The sequence below is a fragment of the Bradyrhizobium sp. USDA 372 genome (assembly GCF_053629095.1).
In genome coordinates this window covers 5,076,512-5,101,403 of the sequence record NZ_JBRJHR010000001.1, presented here as the reverse complement: position 1 = coordinate 5,101,403, position 24,892 = coordinate 5,076,512, and the positions used below count along the sequence as shown (strand labels likewise).

General features: G+C 57.9%; 21 protein-coding genes and 3 pseudogenes. 6 read left to right on the top strand and 18 right to left on the bottom strand.

What is annotated here, in order from left to right:
- Positions 1-178: 178 nt before the first annotated feature.
- Positions 179-1,654, bottom strand: a complete 1,476-nt coding sequence (locus AB7M16_RS24015; protein ID WP_124163619.1) for an IS4 family transposase — start codon at positions 1,652-1,654, stop codon at positions 179-181.
- Between the two features lie 210 nt (positions 1,655-1,864).
- Here AB7M16_RS24015 and AB7M16_RS24010 point away from each other — a divergent pair, with 210 nt between their 5' ends.
- Both AB7M16_RS24010 and AB7M16_RS24005 read left to right on the top strand, forming a co-directional pair.
- A complete protein-coding gene (locus tag AB7M16_RS24010; RefSeq protein ID WP_036031991.1) occupies positions 1,865-2,419 on the top strand; it encodes a peroxiredoxin in 555 nt (184 codons plus the stop codon).
- 6 nt (positions 2,420-2,425) lie between these two features.
- Positions 2,426-2,910: pseudogene (locus AB7M16_RS24005) on the top strand (carboxymuconolactone decarboxylase family protein).
- Between the two features lie 238 nt (positions 2,911-3,148).
- Here the strand turns inward: AB7M16_RS24005 and AB7M16_RS24000 are convergent.
- The 7 genes and pseudogenes from AB7M16_RS24000 to nifH form a co-directional block, all read right to left on the bottom strand.
- The gene (locus tag AB7M16_RS24000; protein WP_036014950.1) at positions 3,149-3,445 is read right to left on the bottom strand and encodes a ferredoxin family protein; all 297 of its coding nucleotides are present in this window, start codon (positions 3,443-3,445) and stop codon (positions 3,149-3,151) included.
- 38 nt (positions 3,446-3,483) lie between these two features.
- Positions 3,484-4,791 carry an FAD-dependent oxidoreductase gene (locus tag AB7M16_RS23995; RefSeq protein ID WP_036014868.1) on the bottom strand — a complete coding sequence of 436 codons (1,308 nt, stop codon included), beginning with the start codon at positions 4,789-4,791 and terminating at the stop codon, positions 3,484-3,486.
- 11 nt (positions 4,792-4,802) lie between these two features.
- Positions 4,803-5,912 (bottom strand): electron transfer flavoprotein subunit alpha/FixB family protein, encoded by a 1,110-nt coding sequence (locus AB7M16_RS23990; RefSeq protein ID WP_074448543.1) that lies wholly within the window; start codon positions 5,910-5,912, stop codon positions 4,803-4,805.
- 984 nt (positions 5,913-6,896) lie between these two features.
- Positions 6,897-7,238, bottom strand: a complete 342-nt coding sequence (gene nifW, locus AB7M16_RS23985; protein WP_124163612.1) for a nitrogenase stabilizing/protective protein NifW — start codon at positions 7,236-7,238, stop codon at positions 6,897-6,899.
- Positions 7,239-7,713: 475 nt separating this feature from the next.
- A pseudogene (nifV, locus tag AB7M16_RS23980) lies at positions 7,714-8,920 on the bottom strand (homocitrate synthase).
- Between the two features lie 264 nt (positions 8,921-9,184).
- Positions 9,185-9,976 carry a nitrogen fixation protein NifQ gene (locus tag AB7M16_RS23975; RefSeq protein WP_036032003.1) on the bottom strand — a complete coding sequence of 264 codons (792 nt, stop codon included), beginning with the start codon at positions 9,974-9,976 and terminating at the stop codon, positions 9,185-9,187.
- Positions 9,977-10,124: 148 nt separating this feature from the next.
- Complete coding sequence (nifH, locus tag AB7M16_RS23970; protein ID WP_027571409.1) at positions 10,125-11,009, bottom strand: nitrogenase iron protein; 885 nt, start codon at positions 11,007-11,009, stop codon at positions 10,125-10,127.
- Between the two features lie 569 nt (positions 11,010-11,578).
- On the opposite strand from nifH, the gene AB7M16_RS23965 reads away from it, so the two are divergent.
- Positions 11,579-11,992: an ArsC/Spx/MgsR family protein gene (locus AB7M16_RS23965; RefSeq protein WP_036032000.1), complete on the top strand. Its 414-nt coding sequence runs from the start codon at positions 11,579-11,581 to the stop codon at positions 11,990-11,992.
- A 460-nt stretch (positions 11,993-12,452) separates the two neighbouring features.
- A complete protein-coding gene (locus tag AB7M16_RS23960) occupies positions 12,453-13,196 on the top strand; it encodes an OmpW/AlkL family protein (protein WP_199763379.1) in 744 nt (247 codons plus the stop codon).
- Between the two features lie 419 nt (positions 13,197-13,615).
- Here AB7M16_RS23960 and AB7M16_RS23955 read toward each other — a convergent pair whose 3' ends face one another.
- The 9 genes from AB7M16_RS23955 to AB7M16_RS23915 form a co-directional block, all read right to left on the bottom strand.
- Complete coding sequence (locus AB7M16_RS23955; RefSeq protein ID WP_124163611.1) at positions 13,616-13,984, bottom strand: (2Fe-2S) ferredoxin domain-containing protein; 369 nt, start codon at positions 13,982-13,984, stop codon at positions 13,616-13,618.
- Positions 13,985-15,314: 1,330 nt separating this feature from the next.
- Positions 15,315-15,674, bottom strand: a complete 360-nt coding sequence (locus AB7M16_RS23950) for a DUF3024 domain-containing protein (protein ID WP_453945374.1) — start codon at positions 15,672-15,674, stop codon at positions 15,315-15,317.
- Between the two features lie 14 nt (positions 15,675-15,688).
- Positions 15,689-15,928, bottom strand: a complete 240-nt coding sequence (locus tag AB7M16_RS23945; RefSeq protein WP_124163608.1) for a nitrogen fixation protein NifZ — start codon at positions 15,926-15,928, stop codon at positions 15,689-15,691.
- Positions 15,925-16,239 (bottom strand): nitrogen fixation protein NifZ, encoded by a 315-nt coding sequence (locus AB7M16_RS23940; RefSeq protein WP_036031967.1) that lies wholly within the window; start codon positions 16,237-16,239, stop codon positions 15,925-15,927. The genes AB7M16_RS23945 and AB7M16_RS23940 overlap by 4 nt, the downstream gene beginning before the upstream one ends.
- Before the next feature lie 338 nt (positions 16,240-16,577).
- Positions 16,578-16,802, bottom strand: a complete 225-nt coding sequence (locus AB7M16_RS23935) for a 4Fe-4S binding protein (RefSeq protein WP_036031964.1) — start codon at positions 16,800-16,802, stop codon at positions 16,578-16,580.
- 10 nt (positions 16,803-16,812) lie between these two features.
- Positions 16,813-18,366: a nitrogenase cofactor biosynthesis protein NifB gene (gene nifB / locus AB7M16_RS23930; RefSeq protein ID WP_199752381.1), complete on the bottom strand. Its 1,554-nt coding sequence runs from the start codon at positions 18,364-18,366 to the stop codon at positions 16,813-16,815.
- A 690-nt stretch (positions 18,367-19,056) separates the two neighbouring features.
- Positions 19,057-19,278 (bottom strand): putative nitrogen fixation protein NifT, encoded by a 222-nt coding sequence (gene nifT / locus AB7M16_RS23925; RefSeq protein ID WP_036031961.1) that lies wholly within the window; start codon positions 19,276-19,278, stop codon positions 19,057-19,059.
- A 5-nt stretch (positions 19,279-19,283) separates the two neighbouring features.
- Positions 19,284-20,456 (bottom strand): cysteine desulfurase NifS, encoded by a 1,173-nt coding sequence (nifS, locus tag AB7M16_RS23920; protein ID WP_124163607.1) that lies wholly within the window; start codon positions 20,454-20,456, stop codon positions 19,284-19,286.
- A 323-nt stretch (positions 20,457-20,779) separates the two neighbouring features.
- Positions 20,780-21,100, bottom strand: a complete 321-nt coding sequence (locus tag AB7M16_RS23915; RefSeq protein ID WP_036031955.1) for a HesB/IscA family protein — start codon at positions 21,098-21,100, stop codon at positions 20,780-20,782.
- Positions 21,101-21,344: 244 nt separating this feature from the next.
- Here AB7M16_RS23915 and AB7M16_RS23910 point away from each other — a divergent pair, with 244 nt between their 5' ends.
- Positions 21,345-21,935: a hypothetical protein gene (locus AB7M16_RS23910; protein WP_036031952.1), complete on the top strand. Its 591-nt coding sequence runs from the start codon at positions 21,345-21,347 to the stop codon at positions 21,933-21,935.
- Between the two features lie 8 nt (positions 21,936-21,943).
- Here AB7M16_RS23910 and AB7M16_RS23905 read toward each other — a convergent pair whose 3' ends face one another.
- A complete protein-coding gene (locus AB7M16_RS23905; protein WP_036031949.1) occupies positions 21,944-22,339 on the bottom strand; it encodes a Rieske (2Fe-2S) protein in 396 nt (131 codons plus the stop codon).
- 805 nt (positions 22,340-23,144) lie between these two features.
- Here AB7M16_RS23905 and AB7M16_RS23900 point away from each other — a divergent pair.
- Positions 23,145-23,994, top strand: a pseudogene (locus AB7M16_RS23900) (hypothetical protein); the annotation flags it as partial.
- Between the last annotated feature and the right edge of the window lie 898 nt (positions 23,995-24,892).

Genomic DNA, 24,892 nt, shown 5'->3' with positions numbered 1-24,892 from the left:
GGTATGGCGGTGTTTTATAGTTGGCTCCAACGCCTTGTGAGAGCATTGGTGCTCCAGATGACCGTCAGCTTAGTGCTGATCGAGGCACCAAGCGCGCGAACATGCCCGGACCCAAGCCGCGGGGCTGGTCTTGTTGCGCCCATTCCAGACCTAAGAACGTAACCGTCCGGTGAGGCTTTCAATTACCCACATTTCCAGCCGTTGCGATTTCGGCGCCAAGTTCGATATCTGTGAGTCTTGAGAGGCCGCGCCAGATGACAACATTTCCAGGCGGCGGATCGCCCGCCCTGGCCAGGTAGCCACCCAATCGTGCAAGCTTGGTGAGATAAAATGCAAGGGTTCCAGGGCGACATCGTCGATGGCTGGCGCCGCTGATGAGTCGATCGAGCAATGCGATCTCGGTATTCGTCAGTGCGAGCTTCGGTGGCGCGTCCGGGGCGATGCGATTGAGCATGGTGAGCCAGAGGACGCGCCAGCTGAGAATGCAGAAGACCGCCATTAGATTGGCAAGTCGCTCCGCGGTCCGGAGTTTTGAGTCTTCCGCCTTGCAGCCCGATTTCAGGATCTTGTGGAATACCTCGATCTTCCACCGCATGGCGTACCAGTTGATCTTCTCGATTGCTTCGGAGCGACTGCGGACGGCTAGGTCAGTGATGAGCTTCCACTCAATTGGTTTACGGTCCTTTGGCGTACCGCGCTCGGTGGCATGGATTATCGTCAGGTCGAGGGCCGGATAGCGTTTCTGCTTCCCGATGGGCGGTAAGACCACGATCCGCTTGAACTTGATTTCCAGCGCGGCCTTCGTCGCCTCTCCCTTGTCGTTGCGCACGTCGATGTAATGCAAGCCTTTGACGCTGGTCTCTTCCATCTCGGTTGCGATCGTATGACCGCCATCGCCTGCCAGCCGGTCGACGCAGGCGCGGACAAGGAAGTGGGCGCCAAGCTCTTGCGTCAGGCAATATAATTCGTAGATGTCGCTTTCGCGGTCGCCGATATGAATGCAACGCGCCGGCTGTCCGAGCCGCTCGATCGACTGCCTGAGATTGTCGAGCCAGCGAACGCTTTCCTTCTTCTCAATCGGAACGCGGGTCGGGTTGATCTTCTTCTTGAGCTGCGCCGTGCCTTTGAACTTTTTCCGTGTCCAGAACTTCACCGCCGCCAATCCCAGCGGTAGGCCCTCGACAGTCACGGCGAGACTGGAATGCATCAGCATTCCACAGACCGTGTGATGGCGCCAACGGCCGTCCTTGTCCCGGCCGCTGTTGACGCTCTTGGTCAGGCCAATAGCGCTCGTGTTCGCGCGCTGGTAGGAGAATTCCGTAGTGTCCTGAATAAGGAGGATCGGGCCTCTACAGTCATCGTAACGCGCGCGGGTGGCGGCGAAGTGACCGCTGAGGATGTCGGCTTCCTCCACGCGATCATTGGCGAAGAAGCGGTAGGCCGCTTTCGTGTTCGCCCAGTCCTGGCACGCGAACGGTATGCTCCCGCCCATGCCGTCACCAATTTGCTTCAACAGCTCGCTAAATCGTTGACCGAGACGGGCATCCTTGAACGCTGTCTTGTCGATCTCACGCTCCGTCCAATGTTCGACGGCACTTTCATCACCATCATCCGGGCCGGCCGACCAACGACACGTCGTTCCGCTTGAACACATCAAGGCACCTCGCCGTCGCGATTCAGGTGCCCGACAATGAATCACAAGCGATTCATCCGATTCAAGAATTTTCGATTAGGACTATCGCAATCGAATCAAGCATTTGTGGGTAATTGAAAGCTCCACCGGAGGCTTACCTAAGAACGGGTGGCATATAGTTTGCTCCACCAGTGAGGTCACGATCTACAAAACGAAGTTTGTGAGGACAGCATGCTCGGAATTGGAAGTCAGTTGCCGCCATTCGACATCACAGGCGTGAAGCCCGGTTTTCAAGCGCACGAAGAAGAGGGGCAGAGTGCATTTGAGACGCTGACCGAAACGAGCTTTTCGGAAAAATGGAAGATCATCTTCTTTTACCCCAAGGACTTTACATTCGTCTGTCCGACAGAGATCGCTGAATTTGCCAGCCTTTCCAAGGAATTCGCTGACCGGGATGCGGTTGTACTGGGTGGTTCGACTGACAACGAGTTCTGCAAGCTTGCTTGGCGGCGTTCGCATGTCGACCTGCACAATCTACCAATCTGGCAGTTTGCCGATACAAAGGGAACGCTCGTCGATGGCCTTGGCGTGCGTTCACCCGAAGGGGTCGCCTATCGTTGCACCTTCATTGTTGACCCCCAAAATACGATCCAGCACGTTTATGCGACCAATCTCAGTGTGGGGCGCAGTCCTAAGGACACGCTCCGCGTTCTGGACGCGCTGCAAACCGGCGAGCTCTGTCCCTGCAACCGCGAAATCGGCGGCGAAACCTTGAAAGTTGCTTGAGCCAGCATGTCGTGGATCGAACAAATAAGGATTCCCGATTTCGCGAAGGATGTCCGGCTTAACGTGATCTCCGTGGTGACCGATGAGACGTTTTCGCTGCAGAGAAAATACGGGCTGCTGCTGGCGCCGTGATGACCTCTGTAGAGATCGCCGCAGCGAAAGCCGCCGCCACTGTGGAGGCGATGAACAACGTCTACTACCGCTTCGCTCACCTTGTTTCCGACCCGGAATACAAGGCGATGCCGCCACGGCTACGTATGGACGTGATCGGCAATCACGGGGTGGACAAGACAGATTTCGAGCTGTGGTCGCTTGCTGTCTCCGTCATAAATGGTTGCGGTGTCTGCATTGATGCCCATGAGAAGACACTGAGGGCCGCGGGCGTTGATTCCAGAGAGATACACACCGCCGTGCGTTTTGCTGCGATCACGCAGTCAGTGGCGGTCGCTATCGAGGCCGCTGGGTCCGCCCCCGCTCAGGCGAGAGGCTGATTTCTACTCTGCCATTCGATCAACGCAGTTGGGGCGCCACGCAGTGGCACCACAACGAGGCCTTTGCGGCTCTCGTACGAGCTGCACGACGGGTCACGTCGGCAAGTCATGTTGCGCAGCGTCCTCATGAAGAGCGTCGTGGTCGAATTCCCGCCGTCCCGCATATGACACGCAATGCGCCACGGATAGGATGAGTTCCCACGCCTCGCCTCGGTCGCCCGGCGGCCTTCGTTCACCATCACCCAAACTTGAACAGCACACCATACCCGCCGCGCGGATGGCTCCATTGGATGTCCCCGGTCGGCTCAGCGATAACGCGACAGGTACCGCACTCGATGCAGCCGTCCACCGCTACCTCGACCTGGCCGCCGTCGTTGAGCTCGTAGCACCGCGCGGGGCAGACTTTCAAAAGTGAAAGTAGCTGCGGCGATGGCGTTGTGTGCGCACGGACCTTGACGTGAGGGTTTCCGACGTCGACAAGATAGCGGTTGTAATACAGCTTGTCTTCGACGCGCACCGCGGGTTCGGAACTCATGCTTTAGCCTTCCATTGTTGGACTTCACACTGTTGCGGTCAGCGCCAGGCCCGCGCAAGACGACAAGCATCCCCAAACAGACCTGACCATGACCGCGCCTTGACAAAGGATTTCAGGCTAGCTTTCTCCTTTTCAGCCTTGGGCGTACCATCGACGCGCACAAAGTTCTGCATCGCCTTGGAGATGAGCTGCGGATAGGTGAGAAAGAAGTTCTGGGAGTGAGTATGCATTAGGGGCGGCAAATCCTTGTACTTCTTCAGATCTTTGATGACGAACGAATCGTCCAGCATCTTCTTGTAAATTGACAGATTTGTTGCACTCATCGGTTCGCCGCGTGATTTAACCAGACCGATCGCTTCCGCGGCGATACGGCCGGAGGTCATCGCGAGATTGGAGCCCTCACGATGAATGGCATTGTTTAGTTGGGCTGCATCGCCCACTACGACCCAGCCTTCCCCAAAAAGCTGCGGGATCGACTTGTAACCGCCTTCGGGGATGAGATGCGCCGAATATTCCTTGACTTCGGACCCTGCTAACAGGGGCGCCACAGAGGGATGCCTCTTGAATTGATCGAGCAGTCCGTACGGCGTTTGGCCAGTGCGCTGGAAGTCGGCGACAAGACAACCGATGCCAAGCGAAATGCACTCTTTATTGGCGTAGATGAAACCCATCCCGGTCATGCCACGAGAAATGGTGCCGGCCGCCTCGATCACGACGCCTTCATCGCCCCTGAGATTGAAGCGCGCCTCGATAGTCTCGCGAGGCAGGAAATGCATTTCCTTAACCGCGAGCGCAACGTTGTCGGCTGTCGGGCGCGCGCGTAGGCCTGCACGTGTGCCGAGCAGGCCATTGACCCCTTCGGCCAGGACGACGACGTCGGCATGTATTTCGCCGTCTCTGCGATCTGTACGAACACCGACGATCCTTTCACGATCGTCCCGTACGAGCTCGGTGACGGTGGTCTCGCACAGCACGATCGCACCAGCTTCACGCACCTTGGAAGAAAACCATTTGTCAAACTGAGCGCGTATGATCGTATAGCGGTTCGGCCGCTCCTCGTTGAAGTCCTCCGAACGGTAGTGCATGCCGACATGGGAGCGGTCGTCCATCATCCAGAACCGCTGTTCGATCAGGTGGCGTTCGAGCGGCGCCTCCTCTCGAAACTCGGGGATCAGCTTTTCCATCATATCGGCATATAGGATGGCGCCCTGCACATTCTTCGATCCGGGATATTCGCCCCGCTCGAGCTGCAGCACCTTCATGCCGCGTTTGGCCATCGTCAATGCCGCCGCATTTCCGGCCATACCGGCTCCGACCACGATCGCATCGAATTTCTCTTCAATCATCCTCATCTCCTCTAGACCGCGATCCGGGCGCGCGACTCTGGCAAAAGCCGCGCGCGGAATGCAGCCGTCAGCGTAGGTAGCAATTGAATGGCATCACTGACGATCGCGAGATGGGCGAAGTCGAAGATCGGAGCGTTCTTGTCAGTATTGATAGCGACGATCAGATCCGCGCCCTCGACGCCAACCCGGTGCTGGATCGCACCGGAAATGCCCGCGGCAATATAGAGCTTCGGCCGGATGGTTTTGCCTGTCTGGCCGATCTGCCGGTCAGACGTAACCCACCCTTTTTGCACGAGAGGACGCGAGCAGCCATATTCGGCGCCAAGCAGATTTGCGAGCTCGCGCACCAACCGAAAGTTCTCAGGCGATCCTAGCCCTAGGCCGCCCGCAACCACGACATCGGCATAGGCCAGATTGGACGTTTGTGCATCGCGGTCGGGCAGAAATGACAATACTTTTGTGACGATATCGTCTTCGAAAAGGCCGAGCGGATGAACGACGATACGAGCGGCATCGCGGTCGACACGCTCAGGCATCGGCATGACCCGCGGGCGGACGGTGGCCATCTGCGGACGATAATTTAGCGTGTAGATCGTGCAGAGCAGCGAGCCGCCAAAGGTCGGACGCGTCGCCGCAAGCGAACCATCGGCGTCCACGTCCAGCGCGGTGCAGTCGGCAGTGAGCCCCGTCGACAGGGTCGTGGCCACAGAACCTGCGAGATCGCGACCGAGCGTCGTCGCACCCAACAGCAGGATCTCGGGCTTGTACGTGTTGACGAGTTCGGTTAGCGCCTTGGTATAGGATTCGTTACGGTAATCCGACAAAACATTGTCGCTCACGAGATAGGCCAGATCGGCGCCATAGCAAAAGGCTTCAAGCGCGGCGTTACGTGTGTGCTGCCCCTCCGGACCGATAACCACAGCGGCAAGATTCACTTTTAGCCTGTCGGCAAGGCCGCGCCCTGCACCCATAAGCTCCCAGGAAACGGGATGCACCTGACCACGCTCAAGCTCGACGAAGACCCAGACGTGCTTGTACGACTTAAAGCGCTCCGGCAGCTCTTTTTTGGCTGCTGCGCGGCCGGCAGCCGCTGGCATGGCCGTTCTGCTGACGTTGCTCATAGTTTCAAATTCCTCCTCAACGATAGGGGCGCCGGCGCCACGGGTTGCTTTTTCGCTTCGTCAACTGAAGATCACTTTCGGTTAGCAAGTGGCTGGCTGCTCTGCCCCGCCTGCGTGTTCGGACCGGCCACACAACAACACAGGTCGTCGCAATAGACGCACCCGTCCGACTGGATTTGCAGAGGTCTTCCAAACTCGACCGTTACCCGTCGGGTTCGACGAGCGCCACCGCGGCTCGCCAGGGCGCTGTGGTGATTCTAACCGATCGCTTCGGCGCCTGAGTGGGCGAGTTCGTACGCTGCGCAGTACCTGCGACCCAGTTCGGCCCAACGACTCCACATTGGCGGTGCAAACGAGGGCGATCCTGGCAACACTTCTGTCACGCAATCCATCCCGGCCATCAAACGAAAGCACTCCGTATGGGCCGAACCTGGCGCTCTTCGTGGCACCGTTCCCATCCGCCATGAGATGGGCACAAATCTGAGCGGGATCGGCGACCGATTTGATGCAGATGATGTTGTGCATACGGAGTGCAGGAGTAACGCGAAGCGAAGACTTATCCATTGACCAGCATCTCACCGACGTTACGGAGCTTTGATCGCGTCAAAACCGGTTTCGAGGGGAGCTAACGCGATTATGCGCCTCGAAATGGTAGCGCAGGTCTCAGCAGGTAGTAAAAACAGCATCATAGGTCCTCCTTCAAACTCATCGCGGTCGACTGCCATCTGTCGGCACCGCTGGCAGGACAACAGCAAGTGTCGTACCAGTTGCAAAGACCATTGAAAGCCAGTCGGAAGTAATGGCCTGCGACACAATTCAAACAACCCCTGATACCGTCGACACGACCAGTCCAGACATGGGTCGGGAATACGACAGCCGCCGCTCCGGTGATGGCTGCAGATACTTGAGCACAAAGAGATGGCCCCAATATCGGATTGCCTCGGCGCCGGCCGGTCGTAATTCGCTTTACAGTGAAACGCTAAATCACTTCAACTCGCTCAACGGGACAAAGGCCCCGGCCTTCTTACGGTCCGCGACGGCATCCTTCAAAACCTTGAACACTCGCTGATCGATCGGTGACGATGCCACAAAATCTGCATAGGCTTGCTCCAGCATCGCCTTGCACCTCGCTCTGATTTCCGGCTCTTCGGCGCCAGTAAATTGCTCTTCGGTAAAATATTGTCCCATGCGCTTTAAGATGTGAAGGCGTGCGACATTTACGATCTTGGGGTCGTAATCGACGCCAAGCAGCGAGAAAAAATCCTCTGCCGACGAGGCCTTGCTGAGCCGATCCAGGATACCGGCTGGCGTGGGTGAGCTGATCATCGAAAATTCTCCTTCGGCTTAGCTCTGGACGGTCAATGAGATGGGGTGGCGCCTGTTGACTTCTGCCGTCCTGCCTCGCACAGCTGGTCCGCATCGCCACAGCCTGAGTCCCGAAAGCGGCGGTCTCAACTTCGCTGCCCAGATCGGCAGGTCCGCCGGTGACGAAGCCAGTCCCGATGAAGATCCGGGATCAATGGCCAAACCACGATCTAGGTTGACGCTCGTCAGGAGGTCGTCGGACTGCAAATCAGCCGCGCGAGAAGATGCCGATTGGCGGTCCGGGGACGGCGCGTCGTTGGGTAGGAGATCACAGCTTGTATGGCGGAACGGGAAGTAAGATCTGGAGGTGAGATCGCGCAAGGGGATCTGACGTGCGAAAGCTGGACGCCGCTCGCGCCATCAGCGACATCGGACACTGTCCTTGCAGCGCGTCGGTTTGCGAAGAGTCGACGCAAACGTTGCTGGACACGGCTTTTCACGCGGGGTAGGTTGCCAAGCATCCGCACACGTCGCGCCAGAATCGCCGCCACGGTTTCGCGCTCGACCGGCAGCTTGTGCTCGATGGCATATTTGCGGACTTGCGACAGGATCTGCCTGGCTTGATCGTCGCTGGCGACGAGCTGCAGTTCATCGAGTAACGCGGTGATCGCCGCAAGTCCGGAATGCTTGCCGAACACAAAGCGGTTGCAGCGGCCAAGCAAAGCGGGATCAAGCGATTGATAGGTGCACTGATCCTTCAAAAGGCCAGCGACATGAATCCCGGATTCGTGCGTAAATACATGCTGTCCGACGATCGCCTTGTTCATAGGAATCGCACGTGCGGCCGCGGCTGCTACCACCGTGGCGACGTTCTCGAGCTCCGGGAGTATGATGCCGGTCTCGCGCCCGTAGAGCTGCTTGAGTGCGACCGCGATTTCCTCGAGCGGTGCATTTCCGGCCCGCTCGCCCAGCCCGATGACGGTCACTGAGGCGTGGCTCGCGCCAGCCCTGATGGCGGAGAGCGTGTTCGCGGTTGCGAGTCCTAGATCATCGTGACCGTGAAATTCGAGTTCGAGATCAGTAGTCGCACGCAAATTTCCGACCAGCGCGTAGGTTGCGTCGGGATCGAGCATACTGAGCGTATCTGCAATACGAAAGCGACGCGCGCCCGCGGCTTTTGCAGTCGCCATCAGTCTAATGAGAAAATCAATGTCGGCGCGGGAGGAGTCCTCACCACCGACGGCGATCTCAAGTCCGCGCTCACAGGCATAGCCTACCACTCGCTTCACCCGTTCTAGCGCCATGTCGCGATGACCACCTAGCTTGGCCGCGATCTGGACATCGGAGGTCGGGATCGACATGTTGATCATGGACACCTTTGCTTCGATCGCCGCGTCGACATCAGATTCCCGCATCCGGCACCAGCCTATGGTGGTCAGCGGAGGATCTGCTTCGACAATGGCGCGGATGGCGGCGATCTCCTCGTTGCCCATCGCCGGCGTTCCCGCCTCGATCTCCGTGACTCCGGCCCGCGCCAGCGCCTGCGCGATCCCCAGCTTTTCCTCTGTGGTGAACGCAACGCCAGGTGCCTGCTCGCCGTCGCGCAATGTCGTGTCGTTGAGCACGGTGGGCCTCGCGCGCACCTGGTCGGACCAAGACGATTTGGCGGCGGTGCTGGCGGCGATCACGCGAGAGCTCCTCATTCTTTGACCTACCTACGCTTCAGCAACCAGCATGCCAGCCTGCCGTCCCGGCCAACCCATTGACGACTCTACCGCTTCCGCCCTCGACCTTCTTGAGCAAATGATTGTCGCAAATGCGACAGGTCATGACGCGGACGCATTGCCTGTTGGAACGTTAGCAATTGCGGCTCGCCAGGATGTGAGATTGTTGCGGAGCACTTGGGGGCCGCCGCGGCCTTGAACACATGGTCACTCGCTGGCATGGAAACGGCATCAGCCGCGCTCTCAACGTCGCGCGCGGCTTACCAAATCCGGCGAGGCCTTCTCGGATGACTGGGCGATAGCGGCCCCTTGTGGCACTTCAGATGGCCGGTGGCCGGCAACCACCGGCCGAGCCGCCTGCAACAGAAAATCGGGCCGGCGCTCGGCCATCCGGCTCTCACCGCTTTCTTCACCGAAGCAGATGTTGAAGTCGTGACATTGATTGCACACGGGTGTTGTGCACATCACGAGGCCTTCATTCTCACAAAGCATGCGGTAGAAGAAGCGCTTCCAGCGCATATTGTTGAAATTGCGCGCGGCGAGCGGCGCGAAATGACGGCTCAGCAGCCGAGAGAGTTCGCCGCGATTGCGCAAGCCGAGAGCTTCCCACAGATGGCCCGGCTCAATGGCGCGGCGCGCGATCATCGCAGCCAGCCAGTGGCCGATATCCCCTTCCGTCGATCGTTGCTTGAGCAAGAGATCGCGCAGCATTGCGATCTCGTCGTCCTCTTCGCACTTGAAGGCCGAAAGCTGCTTCGCGAGCTTGATCTCAAGCGTGGGAAAGTACTGCTCCAGCAAGGCCACCAGTTCAAGGCCGGACAGGCCCGCCTTCTCGGTAAGGGAGCCACCATCCATTGTGGCAGCCGCCAGGATAGACGCCAGGACATGGCGATCGAGATTGCTGTCAATGGTAATATCGGCATCTGCAGGAGACACACCGGTGAGCATGCGGTAGGTTGCAATTCCCCTGTGCATCTGGCTGTTGATATCAACGGCACAAGCAGCCAGCGACGGAAGGAAGTGCGCTTCGGACATAATTTTGCGGGTCTCCACAATGGTCAGGTTTGCGTGCCGCATCCTGGTTTTGATCAGGGTCGCTCGTCAGATTGCCGGCCTCCCGGCATGGGCCGTGAGGGAGACCGGCATCCGTCGGGCGCCTTTACAAGGCCGCGACTCGCGACCTTTACGAGGCCGCGAGTTCAGCGGCGGTCTTGCCGATGATGGATTCGTCCACGGGCTTCATAATGCCATGCTCCATCAGCATGTCCTCGAGCTCATCCATGGAGATCGGGGTCGGGATGATGCCTTTGCCGCCATTATTGTGAACCTTGGTCGCAAGATTGCGATAGTGATCGGCCTGCTTGGAATCGGGTGCATATTCTAGCACCGTCATGCGGCGCAACTCGGCATGCTGCACCACGTTGTCGCGTGGCACGAAGTAGATCAGCTGAGTGCCTAGCTTCTTGGCCAACGCTTCCGCCAGTTCCAGCTCCTTGTCGGTCTGCCGCTCGTTGCAGATCAGACCGCCCAGCCGCACTCCGCCAGAGTTCGCGTATTTCAGGATGCCCTTGGAAATGTTGTTCGCGGCATACATCGCCATCATCTCACCGGACATCACGATATAGATTTCCTGCGCCTTGTTCTCGCGGATTGGCATCGCAAAGCCGCCGCAAACGACGTCGCCAAGCACGTCGTACGAAACATAGTCGATGTTCTCGTAGGCGCCGTTCTCTTCCAGAAAATTGATCGAGGTGATGACACCGCGGCCGGCACAGCCGACACCCGGCTCGGGACCACCGGACTCCACGCAACGAATGTCCTTGTAGCCGACCTTCATTACGTCCTCGAGTTCTAGGTCCTCCACGCTGCCTGCGCTCGCGGCAAGGCTCAAAATCGTGTCTTGCGCCTTCGCGTGCAGAATCAGGCGGGTCGAGTCCGCCTTCGGATCGCACCCTACAATCAGGATTTTCTGACCCATCTCGGCTAGCGCCGCCAGCGTGTTCTGCGAAGTGGTGGACTTGCCGATGCCGCCTTTGCCGTAGAACGCGATTTGTCTTAGTGAAGACATGTTGCTCTCCATCAACCAATTTGCCAAAAGTTACGCGCTTCTTGTGCGAGCTTGGTTCTCTCACAGAAGCGAGGGCACACGGGTTCAAGGGAAGGAGCGCATCGCTCGCCTTCGGCGTCGGCGTGCACTCAGCCCTCACTCAGTGTTGCTGCAGCTCATTAGCAACAGCCGTGCCAGCGCCTGACTCCATACATTAAGCCTCTGATTATGCTTACAAAGGCCAACCAGCCGGCGCGTGATCGTTGGTTATTTTGGATGTGACGGGATCTGCGCGGCTGTCGGAAAACAAACAAACAACCACAAACATCAACGCCAAAAGCCGGAATCACGGGATCTATTCCGATCTCTCCAGTTGTGGAACGGAACTTGCTGTTCCTCTCACAGGCCGAGCGATTTCGGGAGAATGAATATGCCGGACGGGCTCGAAACCTGGCGGACCAGCGGCGAGTGTTGCAAATGCGATACGGCGCTTGGTGCGCAGATATCGGAGTTGACCGGCAAGAACTTCGAATGGGCTCGCGGCAGCGGCTTGCCACACATTCAGCTCAGCATCCATACATAGGTATGCCGTGACGACAATCATCGTTTATCAGAAGCCCGGCTGCGCCAATAACGCGCGTCAGATTCAAGCGCTCAAGTCCGCCGGCCACCACGTGGTGGTGCAAGACATCTTGAAGCAGCCATGGCACGCGGACGAATTGCGCAGCTTCTTCCGCAATATGCCCGTTAACTCCTGGTTCAACCGAGCCGCGCCCCGTATCAAGTCAGGCGAAGTCAATCCCGATTCTATCGACGCGGCAAGCGCACTCGCATTGATGGTAGGGGATCCGCTCCTGATACGGCGACCGCTGGTCGACGTAGACGGGACACGAAGTGCCGGACTCGATCGTGAGCCAGTGCTGTCGCTGCTTGGCGGCAAGACGCAAGATAATCTCGAGGTATGCTTGCACGAAGCACACCGCACGCCCTGCCGGCAGACGTGAAGACGCTGAGCGTCTCTGCCAGCCATAAAGCGAGGCAAAAATGACATTCTTCACTTTTGGCTTGCTTCACGCGAAGTAACCGCGGAAACCTCCGCCGAGACGGCCCGAGCGAGTGATTGCTCGTAGCGGGGCATCGCCGGTATTGCACTGGAATGCCGCGCTTGCCGCTTTGTAACGTGTGAGAGACGTAGCCGCATTTGCTACCTTTATCACGCGCGACCTCCGCCGCCCGCATTGAATCGGAGCGCCACGCCGAGAGGCAGATTCTTCAAAGGATTTGTTTAGATTGACTACTAGGTTGAAACACGATCAGAACAGAACACGTTTCGCGGCCGTGATCCTAATGCAACTTAGCGGGACAATTGTGCTAACCGTCGCTTCGATTTTGATTGGTATCAAATACTACTCCGTTCCTCATGTGTGACAGAGATCTCGCGCGGCTGCTCGCGCGAATTTTGGAATGGAGACTTCGATGAGAGTACTAACAGTTCTGGCGAGGGCATCGGTCCTCGCGCTTGCGAGCTCGTTCGCCAGCAATTCGGTACGAGGTGCGGATCTGGGCCCGGCGCCGGTCTACTATAAAGCGCCTCCAATAGAGCCCTCCAGCCCCTGGATGATCCGCCTGCGCGTGCTCGGCGTTTTGCCGGATACCGCAGGTAGCTCGGTAAACGTTGCCGGAACGCCATCGCTGTCGTCACCGAGTTCAGGGCTTTCGCTCAGCGAGCGAGCCATACCAGAGCTCGATATCACCTACTTCTTCACAAAAAACGTAGCCGCTGAACTCATTCTCGGCGCGACTCGCCATCACATCAGCGGCAATGGCGTACTCACTGGCCTCGATATCGGCACCGCCTGGCTGTTGCCGCCAACACTAACCCTGCAATATCACTTCACCGATTTCGGCCCACTGAAGCCGTATATCGGCGCGGGCATCAACTACACTGCATTCTTCAACCAATCGGCAGCCAATGCGTCGCTATTCGGCCTTGCCGTCACGGATCTACACATCAAAAACCAATTCGGCGCGGCGGTCCAGTTCGGCTTCGATTACATGCTAGACCGTCACTGGGGGCTCAATTTTGACGTGAAGAAGCTGTGGCTGCGGCCGGAGTACTCCGCGACCGTAAACAATGCGATTGCTGTCACCGGGCGCGCCAATATCGATCCATGGCTCGTCAGCGGCGGCGTCGCTTACAGGTTCTGAGGCAGAACAGGGTCAAGGAGACACCGTTTGATCAACTCGGACGCTGCGAGCGCATCAAGCGCATCTCCTGCCCTCACCGTCTGCAGTGGGGAGCCGGCTGACGCCTCATCGACGCGTCAGCTGGCCAGAGGCAGGAAATCATTCGCAGCATTTCTATCGCTGTGAGCCACGGATCGCGCGGCACGTAAGTGACGATACACGAACAGATCGGCGCGTTATAATCATATTACTGCTTCGCCGCGCGTTGCAAAGGAGCCACTTTGCCTATTTGCCTCACAAGAGGCGGTGCGCCGCGCCCATGTCAATGACCCACTGTTAGCGACCCGGAGCTCGAGTTGGACGGTCACCCTCAGACGATCCGAGCTCCGAGAGGCCGGGCAGCTCATGGACGAGCACGCCGTCCATGCTTGCTGGTCCGGTCAAGTGGTCGCCACGACGCCTCTAACTTCGCTTGAGCACATCACAAGGCGGTCGACACGTTTGCCCTGCTTGAGGTGGGATTTGACGATCTGGTCAACGTCCTCAGGCGTGGTCACGCGGTACCAGATTCCGCCGGGATAGACGACCAGCAAGGGACCAGAGTTACAAAATCCAAGGCAGCCCGCCATCGTGAAACCAATATCGTTGAGGCCTTGCGCTTCGATCGCCTTGCCCATTCGGTCCCACAGGGCTTGCGCGCCTGAGGCGCCGCAACTGCCGTGGGGATGGTCTGGCGGACGCTGCGTGTTGCAGGCAAAGACATGATGCCGATAAACCTGAGGGAGCTCCATTTCTCTTTCTGAGTTCATCCGCCTATCCTCTGATAGTGCTGAAGGGATGAGGTGCGAGCACATCATGCCCAACAGTCTCTTACTATTGAACGTCCCATGATTCCCACCCGCGCTTGCGAAACAGGCGCAATGAGCGGGCGTCATAGTGGTTGTCGTCGCCAAAGATGAGCGATAGATACCTACGCGTCCGAAGCCGCCTCCTGATCAATTCCAACCTCTTCTCCTGTCATCTCGATCTGTTTATCCACTCATCGCTTATTCACGATCCAAATTCTTTAAGGTAAGTTGCACACCAGATGCGCAACGTTCGCTGCTGCAACGATCCTTCGCTTTGGACTGCGCGCCTCGCAATTATTGCCGAAGCAGGGGCAATGTCGTTCGCTTCTCGCTTCTATCAGCGGTCCCCGACAGGCTAAGAGCCCATGGCCTCGTTCAGCTCAATGGCATCGGCCGGAAAGACGGCAAAACCCTCGGACCTATTCACTCATCAAATCCCGCCAGGTTTTGTTCGCTCATCTCGGCCTCGCAGTTTCCTGCTTGAAGATATCAACCGCAGTCCGGCTCAGCCGAAAAATCCCGCGGCCACGAGTGAGCGGCCGATAAGCCGAGCTGGCACGGGTGTTGAGGACATCAAACCACTGGTCTGGCGTGAGCTTGGCCGGACGCTCGCTGATTTGTATCACCCTCCCGTTCGGGGCGAAGCGGACGTGGATGACGATTTATTGCGAGTTCATACGATTCCTATTTTGGTAACATTATCGATCACGGGCCGAAGAGACCGACGATCTCGGTTATAACGTGCTTGGCTTCGGGCACTCGGCGCAGGCCTCAAGCCGAGCCTTGGACGCCGAGACTTTTTATGATTGAGCAGACCTCTTCCGCGCTCGCCTGGAACATTTCTTTTCCCTTTCCTGGACCAGTACATGTCGCCGGTGGCATCCAGCGCGCTCCTGCTTTTTTTGTGGATCACGATGTACAAAGCACGTCTCCTAGGTCCGCTTGCTCATCTCTTGCGATGATAGGTGTGCGCTCCATCCAGCTAAAACTCTGCTATTTCAGTGCCCGCACACCGTTCCTTTTGGCCAAAAGGACGCTAGTCGGTCGAGTTGGGTCGGGCGTAATCTGCACGCAGCGATCCGATCGATCGAGCATATGAAGATCGACTCGGAACGGCTGATCCGATAACTCTGACGCATGACAGCGGTCCCAAGAAAGCTGCGGCAAACGGCGCCGCAGCCTAACAAACGGACCCATGTCGGCGCCATCCGCAGCAAGCGGTCGTTCGATTTCGATCAATTCTTTCGCGGTGAGCGCCATCGTGGCTTCTTTTCAATTAAAGGGTGGTCCCTTATTGCCAGAACAGACGCTCAGGATCCGCGTTCAAGTCGTCGATTGCAGAAGGCAAGCGGAGGTAAAGGCTGTAAAATTCCCAGACTCCCTGGGCATGATTCTTCCGAAATAGCTTCCAGATCCCGCTCACGGTATCATAAAGAATTAGGGCGACATTGATGAGAGCGCCATCCGTGTCGATGTTGTGCGAGCAACAAGGGCTCTCGACGAGGTAGCCGCCCCTCACCGGCCCCACTTTCGGCGAGACGTAAAGATAGCGCTTGCGCGCGCTCAAGCCCCGCTCAATTCGTTTGCGATCGAGCTCGTTTGGGTGAGGCAGCAACCCCGCCTTTGCTTTCCTCATCAGCGCGGCATTCATGGCGAAAGCCTCCTTCAAAGCACTGTTATTTCTTCTTCAAGACAGCCGATGAGCAGCTCCTCACCAAAATCGACAATATAGACCGGCACGTTCGCTTCGGTGTGGATAGCGACCTTGATGATTTCGCCGGTCGCTCCGGCGGCGAGCAAAACTCCCTCGGGCTCCGCGTTCGGAAATGAGCTGTCGTTGGTGAGGTCGACTGCGGCTTTGACTCGCTGGCCCCGTCGATATTTCGGAACGCCTTGCTGAGTCATGACTCCTCCGGTAACGGCAGATCATCGATCTCCTCACAGGTCTCCACCGGCTCTAGCTCCTTGCGTTTCATGCCAACGCGGTGGCCGCTGTCCAGAAATTCCACACCGTAGATGTAGAATTGCTGCAAGAAAGTGCCGATCGAGACGACGTAACCCACCTCCCCCTTCTTAACTAAGAGGTCGCCAATCTCCTTGCCGGGATAGGTGCCATCATTTCGGATGGTGCGATTGGCTCGAAGCTTTTGGCCAAAGCTAAAGACGGGCGGGCCGCTGAGCTCGACGATATCGCTGTCGCGAAGAATGCTGTTCATCTATCCCCTCCTCATGCGCCGCTCCCTCTAGAGATGCCGAGAAGCCGCCTAGCTCACGCGGGCAACACTCTGCATCATTTCGTGCCCACCCGCCGTATCGTCAATCACATCGACGATGGGAGGGCTGCCTTGGAGGCCGCTCTCGTACCACGAAGCGCCCTCGGAGCTCCGAGATGCCGCCAGGCCGTGCTGCCGACCCAACAGCACGACCGCAGGACAATGCAGAGCAGTCGCCGTAGGGTACGAACGCCCGCGCCTGCAACGCCGCCAGCCCGAGGGCGACGCTTGCGACGGATTCAGCACTAGGTCCTGGCATGCCGTTCATGAGATCTCACGCTTTAGCCTGGCGCTTGATAGCGGGGCAAGGACGTGTCAACCACGCAGGTATTGTCGACCGGACAGGCGGCTACACATTGCGGCTCGTCAAAATGGCCGACGCATTCGGTGCATTTCGTCGCCTCAATGACAAAGCTCCCCTCCTTCTCCGATATAGCAACGTTCGGGCATAAGGGTTCGCAGGCAGAGCAGCCCGTGCACTGCGAGGCGATGATTTTGAACGGCACACATTCCTCCTTATGCCGCAGAGATCCGAAGCGGAACCGCGGCGTCGCCGCGCTCCCCATGCTGGACTTCCCCGCGCCTCACCTTGTCGAGATAGGATCTGAACCAAGCGATCGCCGACTTCTCAATGAACTCATAGGCGAATTGATCGACCGGCTCGATGCCCGCCTTGATCAAATTGCTTTTGGGGCCGCCGCCAATCTTGGCCACGAAGACCGCATGGCAGTCACGGATGCCGCGCACGATGGTGGAAAGTCTATCTTCCTCGCCATAACCGCCCTGGCAGTAAACCTCCACGCGGCGTACGCCAACGAATTTGGCGCCGGATGTAGAAAGCTCGTACATTTGGAATTCTTTTGCATGCCCAAAGTGCTCGTTGATCAACCCCGAGCCCTTGGTTGCCACAGCCACCAGAAGAGTGATCGCGCTGATCTCTCCGGAAAGCTTCTCAAGCTCCTTTTGGCAGGCCTCGGCTTTGGAGACGCGCTCATTCTCTACTCTTTTCTGATAAGCCTTGCGCATCTCTAAGTCATACTGGACGTCCATTTTCATCACCTGATCAGTGGTAAACTCTGGGCCTCGATCGTCCCCGAGTAGACCAACCGCGTCGGCGCGGCACTGGCGACAATGCCGCATCATGTTTATCTGCCCTTCACAGGCATCTTGCAGCGCTTTCAATTCTTGCGCCGTCGGGCCGCGCTGACCGTTGCGGCCAAATGCTGTGCCATGCTCGGGTGCGGAGATCAGCGGCATGATATTGTGAAGGAAGGCACCGCGCGACGTGACCGCCTTGTTGACCTCCACCAAGTGGTCATCATTGATGTTGGGGATCATCACCGAGTTTATCTTGCACAAGATACCCCGCTCGCTAAGCATCTCGAGGCCTTGCAGCTGGCGATCAGTGAGTATCTTTGCCGCCTCGATGCCCGTGTATCGCTTGTGGTTGAAGAAGATCCACGGATAAATCTTGGCTCCGATTTCGGGATCAACCATGTTGATGGTGATCGTGACGTGGTCAATCTTGGACCTGACAATGGTATCAACATAGTCCGGCAGTGCGAGTCCGTTGGTTGACAGACAAAGCTTGATGTCGGGAGCCGCCTTGGAGACCAGCTCGAACGTTTCGAACGTCTTTGCTGGATTAGCCAGAGCATCGCCCGGTCCAGCGATGCCAAGCACTGTCATCTGCGGAATGGTGGTCGCGATCGCGAGCACTTTTCTCACCGCCTGCTCAGGGGTGAGCTTCTCGCTCACCACGCCCGGACGCGATTCATTGGCGCAGTCGTATTTTCGGTTGCAGTAATTGCACTGGATGTTGCAGGCAGGCGCGACCGCGACATGCATGCGAGCGTAATGATGGTGCGCGTCTTCGCTATAGCAGGGATGGTCTTTGACCTTTTCCCAGATTTCGGTTGGCAGATCGCCTTGGCCGGCCTTCGAGCCGCAGCTCGCCTGCCCGGTCTTGGCCGAAGCGCAGCAGCCCTTATGATCGGTGGTGGGCTGCATCATCTTGCCGTGATTTACTGCAGCTTTGACATATGTTCCGCGTCCGACGACCGCGTTCATTCGCTTTTCCCTGGAGACATCGTCGCTCTCCCAGGACCATCCTTGAGCGAGCCTCATAAAGCTGGGTAGCAACTTGCATGCCATGGCCAGAATGATGCAATCGCAGCCGCAGGCCATCGAGTTGGCGCGACGTTAGCACTGGCGCATGCAACAACAGCCATGATGAGCTTGTTAGCAAAACGACAGATACGTCGCCATTCTCACCCAGAGCTTTATGCCTTGCGCATTCATTCTCGCGCTAAGCTCCCCCGAACGCCGCTCCATCTAACGCGTTTGCCGCGTTGCGGCTCTCGCAAGCCCGATACACGCGGGGGGATCCGGGCTCGACAAGGCCAGTAGTGGCTACCACGGATCCTGCTGGACGCCCAACGACCGGGAGCAGGATGGAGTGTAACCGCCTCGGCTCAACTGAGCGAGCGATTGTCTGCGTCATCAATTCCGTTGCGACAGCGATATGTTTGCTAATTTGGATATACTGGGGTCGCCCCTGACCGCATTGCCCGTAACTCGCTGCGGCGGCGCAAATTTGCTGGCGAAGAAGCCGGCCAATGCGTCTGGCGTTGTCGGCAGAACGGATCTGCGCCATTCAGCGTGGCCAGGACGATATGGAACGATACTCGGGGCCCTCAAACCAACGAGAGCGCCCCATGCAGCCGCCGCAACGACAAAGTCGATCTGCGGGGAGTGTCTTCAGGGATCGTGCCCGGTCTCGTCCCGCTTTTTCGCATTGATTGTGATTGGCAACCGGGTGTCGCTCGCCATATCAGGCAAATCGAACACCCAGCCATTAGCCACTTTGATCCAGCCGCCCCACAGCGTCTCGTACTCGGATTCCACGATTTGCTCTTCGAGATCCTTTTTTGGCACGTAGATGGACAGGCCCTCCGGAGACCGGCGGATCATGATCTTCACAAGGTCTACTCCCTAACAGTGGCGCCGGAGATGGCGCGCATGCGAGCCACAATGTCGGACACAGCGCACACGACCTCATCGACCTCCGCCAACGAGGTCTCACGCGACAGAGAAAAGCGCACGGCGCCGTGCATCCGCCACGTCGGCACCTGCATGGCACACAGAACATGCGATGGCTGCATTGAACCGGAGTTGCAGGCTGATCCGAGCGACACGGCTATGCCCGCCCGATCGAGATGGTGGGCGATGGCTTCGCCTTCGAGGTGGTCGAAGGCAATATTGGCCGTGTTCGCCAACCGATTGCTGACGTCACCGAGCACAACGCACTCCCCATTGCGCAAAACTCCATGTTCAAGGCGGTCGCGCAAAGCGCCAATGCGAACGCGCTCGGGTTCAAGCCGCTCCGCCGCAAGCCCGGCAGCCTTTCCCAGGCCGACGATCCCGGGAACATTCTCGGTCCCGCCGCGGCGCCCTCGTTCCTGTGATCCGCCGCAGATTAGCGGCCGGAATTTAGTCCCTTTGCGCAAATACATCGCGCCGACCCCCTTGGGGCCGTGCAGTTTGTGCGCGGATAGCGACAGCATGTCGATCGCGCTTTCCTTTAGGTTCAAACGCAGCTTCCCAATTGCCTGGACCGCATCTGTGTGAAACAGCGCGCCCGCCTCACGGGTCAATCCGGCCAGAAACTCCACAGGAAACAGCGTTCCGGTCTCGTTATTGGCCCACATAACGGAGGCAATGGCTGTGCGTGGCCCAAGCGCGCAGCGAAACGCCTCGATGTCGAGCCGGCCGCAAGCATCTACGGGTACTATGTGCGTCTTGACTCCCCTTGCCGCCAATTGCTGAGTCAGCGCAAGTACAGCGGAGTGCTCAACCGAAGTAGTTACAATTTCGTCTCGCTCTTCCTGCGTCGCCAGAGCAGAGAGGATCGCGGCATTATTGGCTTCGGTCCCTCCCGAGGTGAAGACGATTTCATGATCGTATGCGTTACCTAACAGGTCCCTCAGGCTTCGCCGGGCCTGCCTCACAGCAACTGCGACGTCGTTGCCAAAGGCATGCCTGGATGAGGCATTGCCGAAGTTCTCAGTGAAGAACGGCAACATCGCTTGCACGACGGACGGATCAGTCCGTGTCGTTGCATTGTTATCGAGGTAAATCGGCGCTCGATCTTCGCTCAATCCACTGCCCCACCAGTACCAGCAACGAGGATTTGCCGACTAAATCCGCGGATTTTAACAGCCGCGCCTGTACGTCCCACGCTCGCCCTCGAAAGCTTACACGACGTACAGCCACCGGCCAGCCTAGCCATAAACAGGCTGCCATCGATGCCGATCAGCTGCCAGCCGCCACCGTGGAGTTGTAGAATGAGGCATGATATCTTCAAGCGCGTCGCGAATGCGACGCTCCCGCTTTGTCGTAGTGGACGACGATTGCCTCAGTTGTTTTGGCTCGGCCGGCGCGCTTCGATGTTTTCTTCTCATCACCTGAACAATGTTTTTCATCAGCAGAACGATTTCCCGCAGGAGCAGTTTGCGGTGGCGTTCGGGTTGTGAAAGGTAAATCCAGAGCCCTCCAGCGCCACGACGAAATCGATGGTCGTACCGACTAGATGATCGCAGCTCTTGCTATCGACGAACACCTTCAGCCCATCGCATTCGATCACGGTGTCGTCAGGCTTCGGTTCCTCGGCCAGACCCATCTTGTATTTGAATCCACTGCAGCCGCCTGCTTCAATCATGACGCGCAGACCGCCGGACGGGCGCGTGGACGATGATATCGCACTCTTGATCGCATTCACTGCGCTATCGGTCAGGTTGATCACGTCTTTCCCTCATCAGCTTGAACGTCGCTAAGAGCAAGTCACGTGCCAGCGCGCAGACACTTAATGATGCGCGCCTTCGCACGTTGGCTTTGGAACAGGTGTCGGATTGCTTACATGAGGCGGTGCCAGCCAATGACACGTTTTCTTCTTAGGTTGCGCTGCTACGCTGCGGCGGCAGGCAATTTGCATCGCATCTGGCACCGACCAACGGGTCGGTGAAGAGCTTAGATCGAGGACGATTTTAATGACTGCAATCGAGAACACCGCACTCGGCAGATTTGAGAAGGAGGGCCGCCTGCTCAACGCCGTACTCAAAGGCGCGACTACCAAGCCGGGCCGGTTCGGCTTTCGTGGCGACATCGCACTGAAGTTCCAGACTCAGGTCGCCGACGAGAAGCGACCGCCGGACTATTCGATCGAGCAGGTTCTGACGATCGCGCAGGACGGAGAACGCACTTTTCCAGTGCTGGCCGGATACCTACACTCCTTCGCGTATCTTGCTGACGTAGCAACCGTCCTTGACGGCGCCTTAAGCCCAACCGGAAGCTACTTCATGTTTTGCAACAACATCGATTTGCTGGCGAAGTACAGAGTGAAGTTCGGCGATATTAACTTCCACGTCTTACCCTGCGATGAATCCACCGTTTGGAAGGAGATGATGGACCTGGTCGGGCTGAACAAGGACGACATCAAGAAGCTCGATCCGCGCGGCAAGCTTGATTACCTCCTCGATGCCGCAAAGGATCTCGATCTGTCCTATGAGGAGATCTCTTACGACGGCGGGCTAAAGAGGATGGAGCCGGTGAAAAACCGCAACGAGAACCGCCCGGTCTGAGGCGGTCTTCAGTTGTCTGGCGATGCATCGTCTTCGACAAGACGCACGCCGAGGACACAGATATCACCATCCAGAACTGCCAACGCGATCGGCGTGAGCGTTCTACCCTCACATGGACCTTCGACACACCGGCCGGTGCCGAGTTCGAAGGTCGAACCGTGCTTGCCGCACATCAGTCGGATACCGTATGGGTCCAGGAATTGGTTCCGCTCCCAGTCCAAATTGACGCTGTTGTGAGGGCATTGATTGACATAGCCAAGTACCTTTTTGCCCCAGCGCACCACAATGATGGACCACGGTCGGTGATTGCCATTATCATCGACGACCATAAGATGGAATCCCATGGCTTGGCGGCTTGGAATGTCGTTAAAGCCGCAAATCGTATAGATGGAATTTGGCTGCATTCATCGCTCGTTTATTGCAAGGCGCTTTTCATTGTCGTTGTGCAATCAACGTGCAAAAACTGTACAAGTGCCGGCGCGGATCGCGTCTGCGGTAACAACGCGCAAGCCCATTTGCAGCTCACCCCATTACTCACGCATAATTCAGAACAATTCGCAGGAGCATTGAGCCTTGCTGCCCTTTCCTGCCGGGCTGCGCAGCTACAGCTTTCGCGCTCCGACCTTTCTGGACCATTTGCCGGACCGCTAAACTCGATGGCTGGTTGCTGCTCGCTAATCGTCACGCTGCGGAAGGCCCGGTTCCGATGCCCTGCGACCGTATTCATCGCGGCATCGCAAGTGCCTTTCCAGAAAGTGAACGCTCGCTCCCCGCCCGCGAGAGGCGCACGCGGCGAACGTGCGCCCCTTTTAGGCTAGCCCTTGCGCCCGCGCGTGGAACGGCGAAATGTCCGTCATTTCCGGCCCGCAGCTGCTGTTGCAGCCACTTTACTCCAGGAAGAGCCCTACTAAGAGCGCGCTCCAAGTAACATGAAGGCTCATCGTCTGAGGAATCCGACTCGAACCTTCCCTCAGTATCGATACCACCGCCTTCAGCTTTCGAAAAATACTTCCTCGTCAGTGAAGAACGGCTAAGCGAACGAGTTAGAATCGCACTTTGTCGTTGTGGACCGGTTTGCAAATGCGGGGTTTTAGTGCACCGGGCATCGGAGCCTTGGAATTTCATTTTCAGTTCCGTCGAATCGTCGCCAGCCATAATTCCGTCGTCGCACGAAGGTGGCGATGCGGCCGAAGAACGTGTTTCCAGTAATTCGCCGGCGAAGAGTTCTTTCAGCACGCCTCCCCGCACGAGCGCTGGGGACCTGAGCCACTGGCGCAAGCGGCCGAGAAGCTGGCGGTGTTGCAGGCCAACCGCCTGCGGGTGGCGCACGAGGACGGCACCTTATCCAATCAGGACCTCAAGCGGGTCACGGTCGACACTACTGTGCAGCGAAGGCCATCACCTTCCCAACCGACCAAGCTGCTGCCCCCGGGAATCAAGGGGATCAGCCGCCTGGCGAGCAAGCCCGGGGTCGAGCTCCGGCAGTCCTATCTTGGTATTGCCAACACCGCGGCAATGATGGCTTCTGGCTACGCCCTTGCAAGCAATTCAAGCGGCAGCACCGGCAGCTGCGCATCCTGCGCAGCCGGCTGGGCCGGATCATCCACGAGATCCGCCGCAAGATCGAAGGTCAGTCTGCGCTCGAGAACGCGTTCACCCTTCCGCTTGGAAGGGCCACGCAGATTCGCGCGCAGCGGCAGCGCCAGCGCGGCTGCAGCTGCATTCTTTCAACGCCTCGGACGTGGAGTGCCTCGGCGATGGAGGGACGCCAGTGCACCTGATATTTCGGTGCACCCGCGTCGCGCCTTCATCTCCGGCCAAAAGCACGGGGTCTTCGGCATCATCAAACGCGAGCTGCGCCGCCCCTCCGCCATCGAACCCGTCATAGGACAACTGAAGGCCGATGGTCACCTCGGCCGCTGTTACCTCAAAGGCCGCGCCGGCGGCGCCGACAATCACCCTCTCCGCCGTCGGCCACAACTTCCGCCGCATCCTCACCTGGCTGAGTACTCTTTGGCGTACCACCATCATTGTTGCCCTCAGCGGCCATCACCGCTGAAATCGGCTTTCTAACGGACGACCAAGTATGCGTTCAAGAACGAGGACGGCGTGACCCAGGCGCCGGCACCAGCCTATATGATCGCGAAGAAACCGCCTCGCGGAGCCTGGCTCCCGGTTCCCGATGTCGAAGAAGGCGGCTGACTTATTGGCCGATGCCCGAGATGACCGAACCTTCGAGCTTCGCTAGACTATGCGGGAATGTGAGTGATGACGGGCCTGAGATAGGTTGCGTATCGAGGCGGTTGTCGAACGCTGCCAAAACCTCTCGAGAGAAGAGCGATACGCCATGAATGACACTACCAATACTGTTACATCAGGCGCGAGCTCCTGATCGACATCAAGCAAATCGCGGGTTGCAGATCGGCCCGGAAATTGCGTCGGCGACGGCGCGCTCGGCTTCTGGAAGGCTTGCCGTCACCCGACACCCGCGCTGCTAGGTGCACAACACCGTCAATATCCTGGACAAGGTACCGCTCTCGGTGCAAGCCGCCAACAGAGGGATTCGCGCCAAGTCTATTTGGCGTCGAATCGGACGTCCGCCCGCAGCGGCAATCGACGTCTTTGCGAACAATACCGCGCCAGATGCGGACGGGCAGACGAATGATCGCCGCAATCGTCTCACCATGAAGAAAAACGCTAGTCTATCTCATTCGTCGTTCGCAGTTGATCGCAATGCTCGGCAGGGAAGTCGTAGAAGGCCAGCAGGGTTTCGGGTTCTTGACCAGGCTCGCGGCCAAGTTTGACCGTCCCGCAGAGAGACCATATCATTTCCAGGTTGCTTATTCTCAATCGGATTCATGATCACTTCATGGCTCTCTTTGAGCGCCGTCGCCGCTCTTACGGGCTCTGCTTTGGTGCATTGACGATGTCGCCCACTGTATCAAGATGCCCCACTC